Genomic DNA, 15,233 nt, shown 5'->3' with positions numbered 1-15,233 from the left:
TCCGCCAAGGCTGTCGAAAGATTTCGCCATGCTGTCGGTGACTCGAACTGGACCGGTTTAGGGAGTGCGCATGCTGGAGGCCACACCGCTCACCGAGGGCTGGATCCTGCGGCACGAGCAAGGCCCGCTCGCCGCCGTCGTGCCCGGATGCGTGCACACCGACCTGCTGGCGGCGGGGCTGATCCCGAACCCCTTTCTCGGGCGGAACGAGGCCGAGGTGGCCTGGGTGGGGCGCCGGGAGTGGACGTACGAGGTCGACCTGCCGGGCGTCGACGCGGCCGACGGGCACGACCGGACCGATCTGGTCTTCGACGGGCTCGACACGGCCGCCGAGATCCGGCTCGACGGCCGGCTCCTCGGCTCCGTACGGAACATGCACCGCTCGTACCGTTTCGACATCACCGGCATGAGCGGCCGGCTGTCCGTGCGCTTCGCCTCCGCGTACGCCGAGGCCGAGGCCGTGCGCGAACGGCTCGGCGACCGGCCCAACGCCTATCCCGAACCCTTCCAGTACATCCGCAAGATGGCCTGCTCCTTCGGCTGGGACTGGGGGCCGACGCTCGTGACGGCCGGGATCTGGCGACCCGTCCGGCTGGAGAGGTGGTCGACGGCTCGTATCGCCCGGGTACGTCCGCTGGTGACCGTCGACGGCACGACCGGGCACGTGGAACTGCTCGTCGACGTGGAACGGGCGGCCGGGGAGACGGGGCTGCGGCTGGAGGCCCGGGTGGGGGGTGTCGGCGCGGTCGCGGAGGTCGAGGGGACGAGCGGGGTCGTACGGCTGGAAGTGCCGGGCGTGGAGCTGTGGTGGCCGCGCGGTTATGGCGAACAGCCCTTGTACCAGGTCGAGTTGACCCTGCACAGCGAGGGCGACGTGCTCGATCTGTGGCGGCGGCGGGTCGGGTTCCGGTCCGTGGAGCTGGACCGGAGCGCCGATGAGCACGGCACCGGGTTCACCCTCGTCGTCAACGGTGAGCGGCTGTTCGCGCGCGGGGTGAACTGGATCCCGGACGACGTGTTTCCCTCGCGGATCACTCCCGGGCGGTATCGCGCGCGGCTCACGCGGGCGGCCGAGGCAGGTGTCGACCTCGTACGGATCTGGGGCGGCGGGATCTACGAGAGCGAGGACTTCTACGACGTCTGCGACGAGCTGGGGCTGCTGGTCTGGCAGGACTTCCCGTTCGCGTGCGCGGCCTACCCGGAGGAACAGCCGCTGCGGGGCGAGGTGGAGGCCGAGGCGCGGGAGAACGTCGTACGGCTGATGCCGCATCCGTCGCTGGTGCTGTGGAACGGCAACAACGAGAACCTGTGGGGGTTCAGGGACTGGGGCTGGGAGGAGCGGCTCGCCGGGGAGTCGTGGGGTGAGGGGTACTACCTGGGGCTGCTGCCGCGTGTCGTCGCGGAGTCGGACCCGACGCGGCCGTACACGGCGGGCAGTCCCTGGTCGGGGTCGTGGGAACGCCATCCGAACGACCCCGCGCACGGCACGCACCACTCCTGGGAGGTGTGGAACCGGGAGGACTACGCGGAGTACCGGGCGAACGTGCCCCGTTTCGTCGCCGAGTTCGGATGGCAGGCGCCGCCCGCGTACGCGACCTTGCGGCGGGCGCTGCCGGGTGAGGTTCTCGCCCCGGACTCGCCGGGCATGCTGCACCACCAGAAGGCGGAGGATGGGAACGGGAAGCTGGCGCGGGGGCTCGCGCGTCATTTCGCTCTGCCCGAGGGGGACTTCGACCGCTGGCACTATCTGACGCAGGTCAACCAGGCGCGGGCGATCGCCGCCGGGATCGAGCACTGGCGATCGCACTGGCCGGTGTGCGCGGGCACGATCGTCTGGCAGCTCAACGACTGCTGGCCGGTGACCTCCTGGGCGGCGATCGACGGGGACGGCAGGGAGAAGCCGCTCTACCACGAGCTGCGGCGGCTGTACGCGGACCGGCTGCTGACGCTGCAAGTACGGGACGAGGGACTGGTGTTGGCCGCCGTCAATCAGGCGGGGAAGGCGTGGGACCCGGCGGGCGTGCGGTTGCGGCGGATGTCCGTTCAGGGGGTGGTCGTCGCCGAGGTGACGGTGAGCGTGTCCGCATCCGCGCGTACGGTCGCCGGGGTACGGGTGCCGCATGAGGTGGAACCCGTGGAGGCGAAGGAGTTCCTGGTGGCCGACGGGGATGGACTGCGGGCGGTGTACTTTCCGGTGCCGGATCGTGAAGTGCCGTATCCACAGCCGGAGTTCGACGTCGAGGTGGGTCCGGGTTCGGTGACCGTGTCGGCTCGGACGCTGGTGCGGGACCTGCTGCTCCAGGCGGACCGGCTGGGGACGGCGGCTCGGGCGGACACGGGGCTGGTCACGCTGTTGCCGGGTGAGCGGGTGACCATCGGGGTGCGGGGGTGGGAGGACGTGCCGGGCGTGGAGGACGTACGGCGGGCTCTGTACTGCGTGGAGCCCGCGCGATGAGTGCCTCACCGACCCCACCCCCGCCCCCGGCCCCGCGCGTGACCATCAAGGACGTCGCCGCGCGTGCCGGGGTGTCCAAGGGGGCGGTGTCGCTCGCGTTCAACCGGAAGCCGGGGCTGGCCGACGCCACGCGGGAGAGGATCTTCGCGGCGGCGCGCGAGCTGGGGTGGGCGCCGAATCTGGCGGCGCGGTCGCTGTCGAGTCAGCGGGTGGACGTGGTGGGGCTGGCGGTCTGCCGGCCGGCGAGGCTGCTGGGGCTCGAACCCTTCTACATGGAGTTCATCTCCGGGGTGGAGAGCGTGCTGACCGAGCGGTCCTGCTCGCTGCTGCTGCGGCTGGTGCGGAACCTGGAGGAGGAGGTGGGGCTCCAGGACGCGTGGTGGCGGGGGCGGCAGGTCAGTGGGTCGATCCTCGTCGATTTCCGCGCGGACGATCCGAGAGTGGCCGCGGTGGGGCGGCTGGGGATGCCGGTGGTGGCCGTCGGGCATCCGTCGCTGACCGGGGGGCTCACGTCCGTGTGGACGGACGACATGACCGCCGTGACGGAGGCGGTGCGGTATCTGGCGGCGCTCGGGCATCGGCGGATCGCGCGGGTGGGGGGCGCGGCCGCGCTGGGGCACACGGCGATCCGGACGGCGGCGTTCGATCGGGTGGCGCGGGAGCTGCGGCTGGCCGGGGCCCGGCAGGTGGCGACCGACTTCTCCGGGGAGGCGGGGGCTCGGGCGACGCGGTCGCTGCTGACCGGGGCGGGAGGTGACCGCCCCACGGCGATCGTCTACGACAACGACATCATGGCGGTGGCGGGGTTGTCGGTGGCCGCGGAGATGGGGGTGCGGGTGCCGGAGGACGTGTCGTTGTTGGCCTGGGACGATTCGCAGCTCTGCCGGCTCACTCGGCCGACCCTGTCCGCGATGAGTCATGACGTGCATGGGTTCGGGGCGGATGTGGCCCGGACGTTGTTCGATGTGATCGCCGGGGACGGGGCTTCTCATCCGGTGGCCACGCCCGTGCTGGTTCCCCGGGGGTCCACCGCACCCGCCCCCTGATCGCCGTACGGGGCCGCGGGTGCGTCGTGGCTGGTCGCGCGGTTCCCCGCGCCCCTAGGATGGCTACACGTAACCGGCGGTAACCCGTGGAACCCATGTGACGTTCGCCGCTCCCCTCCCCAGGGGTGTGCAGCACTGTTACTCGTAAGTAGCATGGGGGCTGAGCGCCCGCTCAGCGGTTGCGCATCGCAGCAGTGCCGTCCCGCACCTCTGGAGGAGAGCCATCGTGCCTCGTACCGTCAAGGATGTCGTCTTCGTCGACGGCGTCCGCACCCCGTTCGGCAAGGCGGGCCCGAAGGGCATCTACCACGAGACCCGCGCCGACGACCTCGTCGTGAAGGCGATCCGGGAGCTGCTGCGCCGCAACCCCGGTCTGGAGCCCGCGAAGATCGACGAGGTCGCCATCGCCGCGACCACGCAGATCGGTGACCAGGGGCTCACCATCGGCCGCACCGCGGGCATCCTCGCCGGTCTGCCGCAGTCGGTCCCCGGTTACTCCATCGACCGCATGTGCGCCGGCGCCCTGACCGCCGTCACCTCGGTCGCCGGTTCCGTCGCCTTCGGCGCGTACGACATCGCCATCGCCGGTGGTGTCGAGCACATGGGCCGCCACCCGATGGGTGAGGGTGTCGACCCGAACCCCCGGTTCGTCAGCGAGAAGCTGGTCGACGAGTCCGCCCTGTTCATGGGCATGACCGCCGAGAACCTGCACGACCGGTACCCGACGATCACCAAGCAGCGCGCCGACGAGTACGCCGTGCGCTCGCAGGAGAAGGCCGCCAAGGCGTACGCCAACGGCAAGATCCAGGCCGACCTGGTGCCGATCTCGGTCCGCCGCACCAACGCCGAGGCCGGCGAGACGGGCTGGGGCCTGGTCACCGCCGACGAGCCGATGCGCCCCGGCACGACCCTGGAGAACCTGACCGGGCTGAAGACCCCGTTCCGGGTGCACGGGCGGGTCACCGCCGGTAACGCGGCCGGGCTGAACGACGGCGCGACCGCCTCGCTCATCGCCTCCGAGGACTTCGCCCGCGAGAACAACCTCCCGGTCAAGATGCGTCTCGTCTCGTACTCCTTCGCGGGTGTCGAGCCGGAGGTCATGGGCTACGGCCCGATCCCGGCGACGGAGAAGGCGCTCGCCCAGGCCGGCCTGTCCATCGACGACATCGGCCTCTTCGAGATCAACGAGGCCTTCGCCGTGCAGGTGCTGGCCTTCCTGGAGCACTACGGCATCGCCGACGACGACGCGCGCGTCAACCAGTACGGCGGCGCCATCGCCTTCGGTCACCCGCTGGCCTCCTCGGGTGTGCGTCTCATGACGCAGCTGGCCCGTCAGTTCGAGGAGCAGCCCGAGGTCCGCTACGGCCTCACCACCATGTGCGTCGGCTTCGGCATGGGCGCGACGGTCATCTGGGAGAACCCGCACCACAAGGACGCCGGAGGCGACAAGTGAGCACCACCGAACTCCTCAAGGGCGCGGCCGAGCTGTTCCCCGACGAGGTCGTGACGTCCGCGCACGTACGCCACCTCGACCTGCCGTTCGGCGCCGGGCGCTTCGCGCTCATCACGCTGGACAACGGTTTCGACCACACCAAGCCGACCACCTTCGGCCCGGCGTCGCTGGCGAACCTGAGCACCGCCCTCGACCAGGTCGAGAAGGAGGCCTCGGCCGGCGAGATCGTCGGTGTCGGTGTCACCGGCAAGCCGTTCATCTTCGCGGTCGGCGCCGACCTCAAGGGCGTCGAGCTGCTGAAGAACCACGACGACGCGCTCGCCATCGGCAAGGGCGGCCACGAGGTCTTCAAGCGGCTGTCCGCGCTCGCCGTCCCGACCTTCGCGTACTACAACGGTGCCGCGATGGGCGGTGGCGTCGAGGTCGGTCTGCACTGCGCGTACCGGACCGTCTCCAAGGCCATCCCGGCGTTCTCCCTCCCCGAGGTCTTCCTCGGGCTGGTCCCGGGCTGGGGCGGCTGTGCGCTGCTGCCGAACCTGATCGGCGCCGACAAGGCCGTCTCGGTGATCATCGAGAACAGCCTCAACCAGAACAAGCAGCTCAAGGGCCAGCAGGTCTTCGACCTCGGCATCGCGGACGCGATCTTCGAGGGCGCCGACTTCCTGGAGCAGTCGCTGATCTGGACGGCGAACGTCCTCAAGGGCGACGTCACGGTCGAGCGTCCCGTCATCGACCGCGGTGAGGCCTGGGACCAGGCCGTCGCCAAGGGCCGGTTCATCGCGGACAGCAAGGTGCACGGGGCGGCCCCGGCCGCCTACCGCGCGCTGGACATCATCGAGGCCGCGAAGAACGGCGACCTCCAGCAGGGCTTCGACGCCGAGGACGTCGCCCTCGCCGACCTGATCATGGGTGGCGAGCTGCGCTCCGGCATCTACGCCTTCAACCTGGTGCAGAAGCGCGGCAAGCGCCCCGCCGGCGCCCCGGACAAGTCGCTGGCCCGTCCGGTCACCAAGGTCGGTGTCGTCGGCGCCGGTCTGATGGCCTCCCAGCTCGCACTGCTCTTCCTGCGCCGCCTGGAGGTGCCGGTCGTACTGACCGACATCGACCAGGAGCGCGTCGACAAGGGTGTGGGCTACGTCCACGCCGAGATCGACAAGCTGCTGCTCAAGGGCCGTATCAACCAGGACAAGGCCAACCGCCTCAAGGCCCTGGTCACCGGTGTCCTGGACAAGGCCGAGGGCTTCGCGGACGCGGACTTCATCATCGAGGCCGTGTTCGAGGAGATCGGCGTCAAGCAGCAGGTGTTCGCGGAGGTCGAGGCGGTCGCCCCGGCGCACGCGATCCTCGCCACCAACACCTCCTCGCTGTCGGTGACCGAGATGGCGTCGAAGCTGAAGAACCCCGAGCGGGTCGTCGGCTTCCACTTCTTCAACCCGGTCGCGATCCTGCCGCTGCTGGAGATCGTCCGGGGCGAGGCGACCGACGACGCCTCCCTTGCCACGGCCTTCGGTGTCGCCAAGAAGCTGAAGAAGACCGCGGTGCTGGTGAAGGACGCCCCGGCGTTCGTCGTGAACCGCATCCTCACCCGCTTCATGGGCGAGATCCAGAACGTCATCGACGAGGGCACGCCGGTCGAGGTCGCCGAGAAGGCGGTCGAGCCGCTGGGTCTGCCGATGTCGCCGCTGGTGCTCCTGGAGCTGGTCGGCCCGGCCATCGGTCTGCATGTCTCGGAGACCCTCAACCGGGCCTTCCCGGACCGCTTCACGGTGTCCCCGAACCTCGCCGCGGTCGTCAAGGCCGGCAAGCGCGGCTTCTACGTCTACGACTCCGGCAAGCCGGAGCTGGACCCCGAGGTCGCCGCGCTGCTCAAGCAGGGCGACGTCGTCCTGTCCGAGGAGCAGGTGCGGGCCCGTGTCCTCGACGCCGTCGCCCAGGAGATCGGGCTCATGCTCGACGAGGGTGTCGTCGCCGAGGCGCAGGACATCGACCTCTGCCTGATCACCGGCGCCGGCTGGCCCTTCCACCTGGGCGGCATCACGCCGTACCTGGACCGTGAGGGCGTCAGTGAGCGGGTGAACGGCAAGAAGTTCCTGGAGGCCGGGGTGGCTTCGGTCCCCGCGTAACGGTCGTACGGGTATCAGGAGGGCCTCCGCTTTCGGGCGGGGGCCCTCTGCTCCTGTCCGCCCGGAGAGTCCTCAAGGAGGCGGCAGACGCGGAGTCCGCTCCGCACTCGACTCCCTCACCGCGCTGTCCGACTTCACCCGCAGCACGAACGGCGTCGCCCCCGCCGCCATGGACACGATCATGCTCCCGGTCGCGTACGACAAGACCGGCCCCGCGCCACTGTCAGGGGCGCGGGGAACCGGGCGACCAGCCACGTACCACCCGCACCCGCGAGGCCGCCTGAAGCAGCGGACGCGCAGGCGGTCCGTACGAGCCTGATCGCACCCGAAAGCCCCCGCCGTCAGACACGTACGAACGGCGCCAGGGCCAAGCCGGCCTCATCGTTCTGCCGGGCCGTCCGCAGCGCGCCATCGGCCCCGACCGCCCCGAGCACCACCCGCCCGTACGCGTCCCGCGCCAACGCCGGCGCCCCCACGCAACGTTCGCCCGTCGGCGACCACCACACCCCGGCCTGCTCGTTCTCCGTACCGCACGCAGCGAGCACGACCTGCCCCTCGACGTCGCGATGGGCCAGCACCGTGCAGTCGTGCCCGTCGAGCGGCGCCCGCAGCACGGCGACCGGGTCCTCGGCCGGTGCCCCGCCCAGCGGGATCACCCGGCCTCCGGGGCGATGGGCGACGATGCCTCCGGTCGCCGGGTCGGTCCAGTAGTACGTGGCCCGGTCGGGCCCGGTCTCCAGGCCCACCGCACTGCCGCGGGCCACCGCGAGCGGGATGGTGGGCGCCTGGCCGAAGTCGCCGCCGGGCTTCTCCTGCGTCCAGCGCATGATGACGTCCCGGCCGCCGGCCATCGCCTCGACCCGCCCGGAGGAGTACGCGACCACGGTCACCGGGTCCTGCACCCCGCTGCCCTTGAGATCGGTCCACGGACTCCACTTGCCGCCGGTCAGCTCACGGCGCAGCATGACGCCGCCGCCCGCGTTGCGCGCGAGGACGTGGACACTGCCGTCGGCGCTCACTCCCCCGGTCGGTGTCCCGAAGCGCGCGGCCTTCGCCCGGTCCTTGTGCGGATTGCCCAGCGAACGCCACTCGGTGACGGGCCGGCCCGTCTGGTACTGGATGGCGTGCACGACGTCCACGGCGGGCGGACCGTCGGCCTTCACGACCTCGCGGCGGCCGAGGAAGTGCACGTAGGTGTTCGCGCCCTGCACGATGTGGAGGTCGGTCAGACCGGACACGGGGAAGAGCTCCGGACCGGTCCACCGCGGGCCGCCGGGCTTCTCCTGCGTCCAGCGCAGCAGGCCCGTCCGCGCGCGGGCGTACGCGGTGAGCCTGCCGTCCTTGCCGAGGACGAGCCAGGAACCGGCAAGGGTGGCCTCGGCCCTGAGCCGCTCGCCCCCGCCGTTCGTCGAGGTGTCGGCCGTCGCACCCTGTGCAGCGGCGCGCCCGGATCTGGTCCGCATGACGAGACCTGCCCCTTCCATGACGCTCGGCGCGGCACCCCGGCGCCGCCTTCTCGCACGGGAACGCGGACGGCCGAGCGACCCCCCATCATAGGATGAACGTTTCACTCACATGGTGTAGGCCGCCCGGCATGCGACCCTGGCCCCATGGACGACCCCCTGCTCGTGATCGTCGACGCCGCCAACGTCATCGGCTCCGTGCCCGACGGCTGGTGGCGCGATCGACGCGGCGCCGCGGAACGCCTGCGCGACCGGCTCGCCCGGGACGGGGTCCCCGGCCGGGACGAGCCCGTCGAACTCGTGATGGTCGTCGAGGGCGCCGCCCGCGGCGTGGCACCGGTACCGGGCGTGCGGGTCGAGGCGGCCCCCCGCAGCGGCGACGACCGCATCGTGGAACTCGTCGCCGCAGAGGCCCATGACCGCCCCTGCCTGGTGGTCACCGCCGACCGCGAACTGCGGCGCAGGGTCGGCGAGTTGGGTGCCGAGGTAGCCGGGCCCCGAACGGTTCGCGGCGCGTCCTGAAGGATCCTCGACCCACCCTGCGGGGCAAAGGTGCACCCCTGGTGCGCGCTCCGGCCCCGCAGTCCGCGGACGCGGGACGTGCGGGGCCGGAGGGGCGGGTCGGTCGCGGGGCGGCGGCTACTCGCTGCCGCGTCCCGGAGGCTTGAGGGCCCCACCCGGCCCGGTCTCCTCCTGACGGCCGAGGCGGCTGTGCGAGCGGCCGTAGACGAAGTAGACGAGGAAGCCGAGGAACATCCAGCCGGCGAAGCGGAGCCAGGTCTCCGTGGGCAGGTTGAGCATCAGCCACAGCGAGGCGCACACCGACAGGATCGGGATGAACGGCACCCAGGGGGTGCGGAACGCCCGGGGCAGGTCGGGGCGGGTCCGGCGGAGGATGATCACGCCGATCGCGACGACCACGAAGGCGAACAGCGTGCCGATGTTCACCAGCTCGGCCAGCTCGCTCAGCGGGGTGAAGCCCGCGAGGATCGCGATGACCACACCGAGCAGGATGGTCGGCCGGTGCGGGGTCTTGAACCGGGGATGGACGCGGGAGAAGAAGCGCGGCAGCAGCCCGTCGCGGCTCATCGCGAAGAACACCCGGGTCTGGCCGAGCAGCAGGATCATGCACACGGTCGTCAGGCCGACGGCGGCGCCGAAGCTGATGAAGCCCGCGAACCACGGGTGCCCGGTGGCCTTGAAGGCGTCGGCGAGCGGCGCGGTCACCGACAGCTTCGTGTAGTGCTGCATGCCGGTGACGACGATCGACACCGCCACGTACAGCGTGGTGCAGATGACGAGGGAGCCGATGATGCCCCGGGGCATGTCCCGCTGCGGGTTCTTCGTCTCCTCCGCGGCCGTGGCGACGACGTCGAAGCCGATGAACGCGAAGAAGACGACGGAGGCGGCCGTGAAGATGCCCATCACACCGAAGTTGGAGGGCGCCCAGCCGAACATCAGCTGGATGAGCGGTGATTGGAGGCTGTCGCCCGCGGGCACCGCCTCTGCCTTCGGGACGAACGGGTCGTAGTTGGCGCCCTCGATGAAGAAGGCGCCCGCGATGATCACGGTCAGGACGACCGTCACCTTGATGGCGACGACGACGGAGGTGACGCGCGCGGAGAGCTTGGTGCCGATCACGAGGATGGCGGTGAGGATCAGGACGAGCGCGGCGGCGAGGATGTCGAAGCCGAAGCCGTCGGCCCCGTCTCTCGTGCTGAGCGCCGCCGGCAGCTCCCAGCCCGCGTTGGCCAGCAGCGAATGGATGTAGCCGGACCAGCCGACGGCCACCACCGCCGTCCCCAGCGCGAACTCCAGGACCAGGTCCCAGCCGATGATCCAGGCGGGCAGCTCTCCGAGGGAGGCGTACGAGAAGGTGTACGCGGACCCGGCGACCGGGACCGTGGACGCGAACTCCGCGTAACAGAGGGCGGCGAGCGCGCAGACGACGCCGGCCACGACGAAGGCGAGGGCCACGGCGGGACCGGCGTTGTTCTTGGCCACCGTGCCGGTGAGGACGAAGATGCCGGTGCCGATGATGACACCGACGCCGAAGACCGTCAGATCCAGCGCGGACAAGGATTTCTTGAGCGCGTGTTCTGGTTCCTCGGTATCGAGGATGGACTGCTCGACCTTCTTCGTCCGAAAGAGTGTGCTGCTCACAGGCGTACCTCCCACGCTTGTCGTCCTCGACATGATCGAGAGGGGGCGTGTTCCGTATGCCCCGGCGCGAGCGGTTTCACGCGAATGGGCCGGTCTCACCACCGTAAAGGATGGTGAAACCGGCCCGAACAGCCCGGTCGGACAGGTCAGTCGCGCGCGGGCTCCACCTCGGCGGCGGTCTCGCCGAACCGGCCGTCGATCTTGGAGACCAGCCCGGTGACCTGGCGGGCGATGTCGGGCGCGGTGAGCCCGATCTCGGCCAGGACCTCGGCGCGGGTGGCGTGGTCGAGGAAGCGCGGCGGGATGCCGAAGTCACGCAGCGGAATGTCGACACCGGCGTCACGCAGCGCCTGGGCGACGGCCGAGCCGACCCCGCCGACGCGGGAGTTGTCCTCGACGGTGACGACCACGCGGTGCTTGTCGGCGAGCGGTGCCATGTGCTCGTCGACCGGCTTGACCCAGCGAGGGTCGACGACGGTCGTGGTGATGCCCTGCTTGTCGAGCAGGTCCGCGATCTCCAGGCACATCGGCGCGAGGGCGCCGACGGAGACGAGGAGCACGTCCGGGGTGTCGGTGCCCGGCTCACGCAGCACGTCCATGCCGCCGACGCGGCGCAGGGCGGGTACGGCGGGGCCGACGGCGCCCTTGGAGAAGCGCACCACGGTCGGCGCGTCCGTGACCTCGACGGCCTCGCGCAGCTGGGCGCGGACCTGGTCGGCGTCACGGGGCGCGGCGAGCCTGAGACCCGGTACGACCTGGAGGATCGACATGTCCCACATGCCGTTGTGCGAGGCCCCGTCGGTGCCGGTGACGCCGGCCCGGTCCAGCACGAAGGTCACACCGCACTTGTGGAGGGCGACATCCATCAGGACCTGGTCGAAGGCACGGTTGAGGAAGGTGGCGTACACCGCGAAGACAGGATGCACACCGCCCGTGGCGAGGCCCGCCGCGGACACCGCGCCGTGCTGCTCGGCGATGCCGACGTCGTACACGCGCTCGGGGAAGGCCTTGGCGAACTTGTCGAGGCCGACGGGCTGGAGCATGGCCGCCGTGATGGCGACGATGTCCTCGCGCTCCTTGCCGAGCTTCACCATCTCCTCGCCGAAGACGGAGGTCCAGTCGGCGCCGGAGGAGGCGATCGGCAGACCCGTGTCCGGGTGGATCTTGCCGACGGCGTGGAAGCGGTCCGCCTCGTCCTGGAGAGCGGGCTGGTATCCGCGGCCCTTCTCGGTGAGGCAGTGCACGATGACCGGCCCGCCGAACCGCTTGCCACGGGCGAGCGCGGACTCCAGGGCCTCGATGTCGTGCCCGTCGATCGGCCCGACGTACTTGAGCCCGAGGTCCTCGAACATGCCCTGCGGGGCGATGAAGTCCTTCAGCCCCTTCTTGGCGCCGTGCAGCGTCTCGTAGAGCGGCCTGCCGACGACGGGTGTCCGCTCCAGCAGGTCCTTGCCGCGGGCCAGGAACCGCTCGTAGCCGTCCGTGGTCCGCAGGGTGGCCAGGTGGTTGGCGAGGCCGCCGATGGTCGGCGCGTAGGAGCGCTCGTTGTCGTTGACGACGATGACCAGGGGCCGGTCCTTGGCGTCGGCGATGTTGTTGAGCGCCTCCCAGGCCATACCGCCGGTGAGGGCGCCGTCGCCGATGACCGCGACCACGTGGTCGTCGCGTTTCAGCACCTGGTTGGCCTTGGCGAGGCCGTCGGCCCAGCCCAGCACCGTGGAGGCGTGGCTGTTCTCGATGACGTCGTGCTCGGACTCGGCCTGCGAGGGGTAGCCGGAGAGGCCGCCCTTCATCTTCAGCCGGGAGAAGTCCTGACGACCGGTGAGCAGCTTGTGGACATAGGACTGGTGGCCCGTGTCCCAGAGCACCTTGTCCTTGGGCGAGTCGAAGACCCGGTGCAGGGCGATGGTGAGCTCGACCACGCCGAGGTTCGGGCCGAGGTGACCGCCGGTCTTCGACACCGCCTCGACGAGGAAGGTCCGGATCTCCTCCGCCAGCTGGTCCAGTTGCTCCAGACTGAGCCGGTCCAGATCGCGCGGTCCCCTGATGCGGGTCAGCAGCGGCACCCGTGCCTCCTTGCGATAGTGCTGTTCGAGCGTTACCGGGCTCGTCGAAGTCTAATCTTCCGCGCACACGGCCGACCGCCGGGCGGTCGACTCCTACGTCACGCAAACGGCCGTAAACCATCCTGCGCAGACGTACCCGTACGAAACGTCCGACAACAAGGAGAAGTGCCCGGTGCCTGTCAGGCACCGGGCACATGCGCGCCCTGAAGGGCGCCGGGCCGGACCGCTACGCGCGGCCCGCCGCCTTCTGGCTTCGACGGCTGACGGAGTCGATGACGACCGCGCCCAGCAGCACCGCACCCGTGATCATGTACTGGATCGAGGTGTTCATGTTCAGCAGGTTGAGGCCCGTCGTGATCGACTGGATGACCAGCATGCCCAGCAGCGCGGACCACACCGATCCCCGCCCGCCGAAGAGGCTGGTGCCACCGATGACGGCTGCGGCGATCGCGAGCATCAGGACGTTGCCACCACCGGCGGACAGCGTCGCGCTCGCGGTCTGACCGGCGAAGAACATGCCGCCGATCGCCGCGAACCCACCGGAGATGGCGAACACGGTGATCCGGACCATCGGCACATTGATACCCGCACGGCGGGCTGCCTCGATGCCGCCGCCGACCGCGAACACCTGACGGCCGTAGGTTGTACGACGCAGCACGAAGTCCACGATCACCAGCGCCGCCAGGAAGATCACCAGCGCGTTGGAGACACCGGCCGCGTCGTTGAGCACGGCGGCAGCGACGAAGGACACGACGGCGAGCGCGCCGACACGCAGCACGATCTCGCTGGTCGGCCGGAACGGCACACCCGCGGCTCGACGACGGCGCTGCTCGTTGACGTTGCCGACGAGCGAGAGCGCCACAGCGAGGCCGGCCAGGATGTACGCGCCGATGATGGCCTGGTCCATGAAGAAGGAGCTCTTGCCGAGCAGATGGACCGGACCCGTGTCCGACGGGATGTTGATCGTGCCGCTGTCACCCAGCATCCACAGCATCACGCCGTTCCAGCCGAGGAAGCCGGCCAGGGTGACGACGAACGCGGGTACGCCGACCCTGGCGAAGAACCAGCCGTGCAGCGCGCCGATGGCGAGACCGGTGACGATCGCGAGGAGCAGTGCCAACCAGGAGTTCATGCCCTGGTTCACCGCGAGCACGGCGAACAGGGTGGAGGCCAGACCACTGACCGAACCCACGGACAGGTCGATCTCGCCGAGCAGCAGCACGAACACCAGGCCGATGGAGAGCATGCCGGTGGCCGATAGGAAGTAGCTGATGTCCGAGAGGTTCTCGGCGCTCAGGAAGAGGTCGTTCTGCAGCTGGAAGATCGTCCAGATGACGATCAGCCCGATGGCCACCGGCAGCGAGCCCAGCTCGCCGCCCTTCACCTTGCGCTTGAACTCGGTGACGTAGCCCTTGAGACCCTCTTCGCGGACCAGCAGACGCGGGTCGACGACGCTGACCGGCGCGGCCGTGGGGTCGTCGGCGGGGGCGACCGTGGTCTGACCCTCGGCCCCGGTGTCCGGTGCGGAATCGCTCTTCACGGTCTTGGACGTGTCGCTCACTTTGCCGCCTCCGTGGTGCGCCGCCCCGCACGACGGGTCACGGCGTTGTCCGTGGCACCCGTGATCGCGGCGATGATCTCTTCGTGACTGGTGTCCTTCACGGAGAAGGAACCGTTGTTCCGGCCCAGCCGCAGGACGGCGACGGTGTCCGCGACCGCCTTCACATCGGCCATGTTGTGGCTGATGAGGATGACGGCGAGGTTGCGCTCGCGCAGCCGCTCGACCAGGTCGAGAACCTGCGCGGTCTGCTCGACACCGAGGGCGGCGGTGGGCTCGTCGAGGATGACGAGCTTGGGGTCGCCGATGAGGGCACGGGCGATGGCGACGACCTGGCGCTGACCGCCGGAGAGGCTCGCGATCGGGATACGGACGCTGGGGATCCGGATAGAGAGCGTGGAGAGCAGCTCGCGGGAGTTCTTCTCCATCGACACCTCGTCGATGACACCCCGGTGCAGCAGCTCGCGCCCGAGGTAGAGGTTGCCCACGACGTCGAGGTTGTCGCAGAGCGCGAGGTCCTGGTAGACCGTCGCGACGCCGAGTCCCTGGGCGTCGTGCGGCTTGTTGATCCGGACCGGGTCGCCCTGCCACTCGATGACGCCCTCATCGATGGGGTGGACACCCGCGATCGTCTTGACCAGGGTGGACTTTCCTGCGCCGTTGTCGCCCACCAGGGCGACCACTTCTCCGGCGTGGACCTCCAGATCGACGTCGGTGAGTGCCTGCACCGCACCGAATCGCTTGGAGACTCCGCGCAACGCCAGCACGGGCGTAGCGGACACGTGAACCATCTCCTTCGCCGCCTGACCGGCGGGGATGCCGCGCCGGTAACCGGGCGCGGAAATGTGCGTGACGCACAAGACTTACAGGGGAACATGCGTAGATCCGCCGTGCCCACCCGTGCCC

General features: G+C 70.2%; 10 protein-coding genes and 1 pseudogene. 6 read left to right on the top strand and 5 right to left on the bottom strand.

Translation table 11 applies throughout. The features are described from left to right. Positions 1 to 70: 70 nt before the first annotated feature. From OG858_RS35155 to OG858_RS48285, 5 genes and pseudogenes are all read left to right on the top strand, one after another. A complete protein-coding gene (locus tag OG858_RS35155; protein ID WP_328544074.1) occupies positions 71 to 2,455 on the top strand; it encodes a glycoside hydrolase family 2 protein in 2,385 nt (794 codons plus the stop codon). Beyond that, positions 2,452 to 3,501 carry a LacI family DNA-binding transcriptional regulator gene (locus OG858_RS35150; RefSeq protein ID WP_328544075.1) on the top strand — a complete coding sequence of 350 codons (1,050 nt, stop codon included), beginning with the start codon at positions 2,452 to 2,454 and terminating at the stop codon, positions 3,499 to 3,501. The genes OG858_RS35155 and OG858_RS35150 overlap by 4 nt, the downstream gene beginning before the upstream one ends. 226 nt (positions 3,502 to 3,727) lie before the next feature. Then, positions 3,728 to 4,954 carry a thiolase family protein gene (locus OG858_RS35145; protein WP_086746622.1) on the top strand — a complete coding sequence of 409 codons (1,227 nt, stop codon included), beginning with the start codon at positions 3,728 to 3,730 and terminating at the stop codon, positions 4,952 to 4,954. Then, positions 4,951 to 7,077, top strand: a complete 2,127-nt coding sequence (locus OG858_RS35140; protein ID WP_086746621.1) for a 3-hydroxyacyl-CoA dehydrogenase NAD-binding domain-containing protein — start codon at positions 4,951 to 4,953, stop codon at positions 7,075 to 7,077. Before OG858_RS35145 ends, OG858_RS35140 begins: the two co-directional genes overlap by 4 nt. Before the next feature lie 100 nt (positions 7,078 to 7,177). Beyond that, positions 7,178 to 7,291: pseudogene (locus tag OG858_RS48285) on the top strand (LCP family protein); the annotation flags it as partial. 127 nt (positions 7,292 to 7,418) lie between these two features. Here OG858_RS48285 and OG858_RS35135 read toward each other — a convergent pair. Continuing rightward, complete coding sequence (locus OG858_RS35135; RefSeq protein WP_328544076.1) at positions 7,419 to 8,540, bottom strand: hypothetical protein; 1,122 nt, start codon at positions 8,538 to 8,540, stop codon at positions 7,419 to 7,421. A 147-nt stretch (positions 8,541 to 8,687) separates the two neighbouring features. Here OG858_RS35135 and OG858_RS35130 point away from each other — a divergent pair, with 147 nt between their 5' ends. Beyond that, positions 8,688 to 9,062 (top strand): NTP pyrophosphohydrolase, encoded by a 375-nt coding sequence (locus OG858_RS35130; RefSeq protein WP_319064422.1) that lies wholly within the window; start codon positions 8,688 to 8,690, stop codon positions 9,060 to 9,062. Positions 9,063 to 9,179: 117 nt separating this feature from the next. On the opposite strand, the gene OG858_RS35125 is transcribed toward OG858_RS35130, so the two are convergent. The 4 genes from OG858_RS35125 to OG858_RS35110 all read right to left on the bottom strand — a co-directional run bounded on the left by OG858_RS35125 (position 9,180) and on the right by OG858_RS35110 (position 15,118). Further along, a complete protein-coding gene (locus OG858_RS35125) occupies positions 9,180 to 10,703 on the bottom strand; it encodes an amino acid permease (RefSeq protein WP_086748709.1) in 1,524 nt (507 codons plus the stop codon). A gap of 146 nt (positions 10,704 to 10,849) precedes the next feature. Continuing rightward, entirely contained in the window at positions 10,850 to 12,769 is a 1,920-nt protein-coding gene (gene dxs / locus OG858_RS35120) for a 1-deoxy-D-xylulose-5-phosphate synthase (RefSeq protein WP_319064421.1), read from the bottom strand. A 226-nt stretch (positions 12,770 to 12,995) separates the two neighbouring features. Further along, positions 12,996 to 14,330: a sugar ABC transporter permease gene (locus OG858_RS35115; protein ID WP_086748711.1), complete on the bottom strand. Its 1,335-nt coding sequence runs from the start codon at positions 14,328 to 14,330 to the stop codon at positions 12,996 to 12,998. Continuing rightward, positions 14,327 to 15,118: an ATP-binding cassette domain-containing protein gene (locus OG858_RS35110; protein WP_086748722.1), complete on the bottom strand. Its 792-nt coding sequence runs from the start codon at positions 15,116 to 15,118 to the stop codon at positions 14,327 to 14,329. The genes OG858_RS35115 and OG858_RS35110 overlap by 4 nt, the downstream gene beginning before the upstream one ends. Between the last annotated feature and the right edge of the window lie 115 nt (positions 15,119 to 15,233).

The sequence above is a fragment of the Streptomyces europaeiscabiei genome (assembly GCF_036346855.1).
GTDB lineage: Bacteria > Actinomycetota > Actinomycetes > Streptomycetales > Streptomycetaceae > Streptomyces > Streptomyces europaeiscabiei.
Note: the sequence above shows the minus strand (reverse complement) of the source record. Positions and strands in the feature narration are given on the sequence as shown.

Bases quoted from the DNA above. Each gene is read 5' to 3' on its own strand.
- OG858_RS35155 (WP_328544074.1), top strand. From the start codon at position 71: ATGCTGGAGGCCACACCGCTCACCGAGGGCTGGATCCTGCGGCACGAG.
- OG858_RS35150 (WP_328544075.1), top strand. From the start codon at position 2,452: ATGAGTGCCTCACCGACCCCACCCCCGCCCCCGGCCCCGCGCGTGACC.
- OG858_RS35135 (WP_328544076.1), bottom strand. From the start codon at position 8,540: ATGCGGACCAGATCCGGGCGCGCCGCTGCACAGGGTGCGACGGCCGAC.
- OG858_RS35130 (WP_319064422.1), top strand. From the start codon at position 8,688: ATGGACGACCCCCTGCTCGTGATCGTCGACGCCGCCAACGTCATCGGC.
- OG858_RS35110 (WP_086748722.1), bottom strand. From the start codon at position 15,118: ATGGTTCACGTGTCCGCTACGCCCGTGCTGGCGTTGCGCGGAGTCTCC.